Source organism: Ilyobacter sp., from assembly GCF_041583315.1.
Classification (GTDB): domain Bacteria; phylum Fusobacteriota; class Fusobacteriia; order Fusobacteriales; family Fusobacteriaceae; genus Ilyobacter.
The window spans coordinates 1-3,285 of the sequence record NZ_JBFHGC010000336.1; the positions used below are offsets into that span (position 1 = coordinate 1).

The window sequence follows — 3,285 nt, forward strand, 5'->3', positions numbered from 1 at the left end:
ACAAAAGATGAGAAGGGTGCAGCAGACATCGATATGGAAAAATGTGTTGCCTGTGGTGCCTGCCATGTAGCTTGTCCTTTTGGAGCTATCGAATCTCCAACTCAGATTTTAGACGTGGTACATGCTATAAAAAATAAAGAAGATGTTGTTGCAATCTATGCCCCGGCGATAGTATCCCAATTTGGACATGCTATTTCTCCCGGAAAAATAAAAAGTTTATTTAAAAAACTTGGTTTTTCAGATGCTATTGAAGTGGCTGTGGGAGCCGATATGGTTGCAGAAGAAGAAGCAGAGATAATGAAAGAAAATCCCGGAAAAATGACCACCTCATGTTGTCCTGCTTTTTACAGCTACATAAAGAAGCATCAGCCTGAAATGGAAAAATATATTTCTCATGCTCCGTCCCCTATGGCTGCCTTGGCAGAACATCTGAAAGAGAAGTATCCAGGTAAAAAAATAGCGTTTATAGGACCATGTATTGCTAAAAAAATGGAAGCTGACAAATACAACTTTTTAAAAGATAAAAAAATCGTAGATTACGTACTTACATTTACAGACATCGCTTCATGGATAGATGCCAGAGATATAGATATGCCGAACCTTCCTGAAGAAGAGGTTTTAGGAACTTCTTGCGGATGGGGATTTGCTCATACCGGTGGAGTTGCAAATGCAGTAGCCAGGAGGTTAGAAAAAGAAGTGACTGTAATCCACATGAATGGATTGGCAGAAGGAAAGGAAAGCTTTGCAGCTTTTGAAAAAGCAGGAGACGACACACTTCTTGAAGGAATGGGATGTCGTGGTGGCTGTATTGCAGGACCTTCCATTTTGCAGAACCCAAAGGTCGCAAGAGTGATGCTCATGAAAGTTGGATCTAAAAAATAATATTTTTGATGAAAAATAAATAATCACCATCAAAAAAGTCCCGTTTAAAAAGCGGGACTTTCTTATATCTCAAATATTACAAGACCTCTTACTTCTCTCAGGAGAGACTCTGTTTCATCTTTTACCAGAATTCTGTAGGTTACCTTGTCCATAAATTCTTTTTCAAGGATTTTTCCACCTGTAGAGTTTATAATCCCGTCTACCTCATTTACCTTGTCATAGGAAAAATCGGCTACATATTTCTTTAAGTGGACATATTCCTCTATACCCGCTTCCTGGACAGCTAGCTTAGAAGCCTTGGCATAGTTCCTCACCAGTCCTCCTGCACCAAGCTTTATCCCGCCAAAATATCTGGTCACAACCACTACAAGATTATTTACATCCAAAAGATTCATAATCTCCCCTATGGGCTTTCCTGCAGTCCCTCCTGGCTCACCGTCATCATCTACCTTGTAATATTCCTGTCCGTTCTCTGTGACCTTGTAAGCACTGCAGTTATGAGTAGCATCAGGATGCTTTCTTTTTATCATCTGTATAAAATTCTCAGCCTCCTCTTTCGAGGCAATAGGCTTTATATAACCGATAAATTTTGATTTTTTTTCTTCAAATTCTATATGGCATTCTCTTTCAACTGTTTGCATTTTTCAGCCTCCCTTTAGACGGAAGCTGGAGATTGAATATTATTGCCATAATTCTTATTATAAAAATTGAAGACATTACAGTGTTTATCATAAGAGCTTCTGACAGTCCCCATTTCATCCCAGCCCAGTATACTCCACCACCTACGAGGCAAAGAAATGCATACACGTCCTCCTTTAGTATAAAAGGTATCTCATTTACAAACATATCCCTCAGGACTCCTCCCCCTACACCTGTGAGGGTAGCCGTAATGGAAACCCCCAAAAGTCCAAGGTTGTTAGCCAGTCCTTTTTGGGCTCCTATAACTGTAAAGACAGCGAGTCCTGCAGCATCTGAAATTTTTATTATACGGGAAAGTTTCCATTCAAGTTTATCGTGGTAGATTATATAGGTTAGTATCGCTGTAAAAACAGCTAAATATGCATCTCTTTCGTGGATTATAGAATCCGGCACCTGATTAAGTATCACGTCCCTTATTATCCCTCCGCCCACTGCTGTTATAACTCCTAGTATGACTATACCCAGTATATCAAGTTTATGTTTTTCACCTTTCAGAGCTCCAGAGACAGAAAATGCCACTACTCCTACAATATTCAGTACTTCTATAATCATGACTTCTCCTTAATTAATATATGCATTCAGTATCCTAAGAGCCAGCTGATAAAAAGGGTTAATTATCTCCCCTAAAAATCCAAACCATGCCAGAGCTATTATTATATAAAAACCATAAGATTCCATGCTGTAAAAAATCTCTTTTACTCTCTGTCCACCCAGACTGGAGACAACTTTTGACCCGTCAAGAGGAGGTATAGGAATCAGATTAAATATACCCAGGATCAGATTTATTCTTATGAGATAATAGACTGCGTTGATAAATCCTCTCTGGTACAGATATAACCCCATGAACTTAATCATAGTGGCCCCTATAAAAGCCAGCATGAAGTTAGTAAGGACTCCTGCCACAGACACCTGAAAAACTCCCCATTTCCTGTCTCTGAGATTTCTGAAATTTACAGGTACAGGTTTTGCCCAGCCTATTACAAAGGTCGCCCCTGTTGCAATTAGAAACACCGGAAGCAGAGTCCCCAGAGGATCTAAATGTTTGATGGGATTAAGAGTCAGCCTGCCTGCACTCTTTGCCGTCGGGTCTCCGTTGAGATATGCTACCAGTCCGTGGGCTATCTCATGAAGCATAACAGAAAGAATAAGTATTCCTATCATGACCCCGGTGAAGGGCTGAATAACTAATTTTTTCAGCATAGTTAAAATTAAAAGCCCTCCCAGAATACCATATATCACTTTTGTGGAAGTCGGAGCATTGGAATTTAGATATTTAAACTCTTTTATAAAATTCTTCATTGTATCACCTCTATTATGTATAAATTATCATATCTGGATATTTTTTTCAATTCTTTCTACCTCCACTATTTTTCCCCTGTTGTTCCTGAATGTCCTCTCTTTAATCTTTACCTCATCTCCATCATCAAGTCTTATCTCTTTAGATACATTAAAAATATGCCGGAATCTTTTTTCTGTCTCATCAGACGTTACGAGCACCTCTATACTTTCCACGCCGTTGTCTCTCAGAAATAAAATATCCCTCTCTGTCATCTTCCTTCCGGAAACTAAAAATCCCGGGTCCTCTTTATAATATATCATCCCTTTATAATCCAAAATCTCCGGGGATGACGGACCATTTATAAAAATCATAGCAAGACATGGTACCACTGCCAACCCCTTCCACCGGTTTTTAAGAAATATCAG

5 protein-coding genes are annotated in these 3,285 nt (G+C 39.3%); 1 reads left to right on the forward strand and 4 read right to left on the reverse strand.

Annotated elements, in window-relative coordinates:
* The coding region (locus ABZA26_RS10915) for a [Fe-Fe] hydrogenase large subunit C-terminal domain-containing protein (RefSeq protein ID WP_372714559.1) at positions 1–882 on the forward strand (882 nt) is incomplete at its 5' end.
* A 62-nt stretch (positions 883–944) separates the two neighbouring features.
* Here the strand turns inward: ABZA26_RS10915 and ABZA26_RS10920 are convergent.
* From ABZA26_RS10920 to ABZA26_RS10935, 4 genes are all read right to left on the reverse strand, one after another.
* A complete protein-coding gene (locus tag ABZA26_RS10920; protein WP_372714560.1) occupies positions 945–1,523 on the reverse strand; it encodes a YigZ family protein in 579 nt (192 codons plus the stop codon).
* Positions 1,510–2,133, reverse strand: coding sequence for a trimeric intracellular cation channel family protein (locus ABZA26_RS10925; RefSeq protein WP_372714561.1), 624 nt, complete (start codon positions 2,131–2,133; stop codon positions 1,510–1,512). The genes ABZA26_RS10920 and ABZA26_RS10925 overlap by 14 nt, the downstream gene beginning before the upstream one ends.
* A 9-nt stretch (positions 2,134–2,142) precedes the next feature.
* Positions 2,143–2,880: a site-2 protease family protein gene (locus ABZA26_RS10930; RefSeq protein WP_372714562.1), complete on the reverse strand. Its 738-nt coding sequence runs from the start codon at positions 2,878–2,880 to the stop codon at positions 2,143–2,145.
* 27 nt (positions 2,881–2,907) lie between these two features.
* A partial coding sequence (locus ABZA26_RS10935; RefSeq protein WP_372714563.1) for a hypothetical protein occupies positions 2,908–3,285 on the reverse strand: 378 nt, incomplete at its 5' end.

Coding starts and splice junctions, on each gene's coding strand:
- ABZA26_RS10930 (WP_372714562.1), bottom strand. CDS start 2,880: ATGAAGAATTTTATAAAAGAGTTTAAATATCTAAATTCCAATGCTCCG.
- ABZA26_RS10920 (WP_372714560.1), bottom strand. CDS start 1,523: ATGCAAACAGTTGAAAGAGAATGCCATATAGAATTTGAAGAAAAAAAA.
- ABZA26_RS10925 (WP_372714561.1), bottom strand. CDS start 2,133: ATGATTATAGAAGTACTGAATATTGTAGGAGTAGTGGCATTTTCTGTC.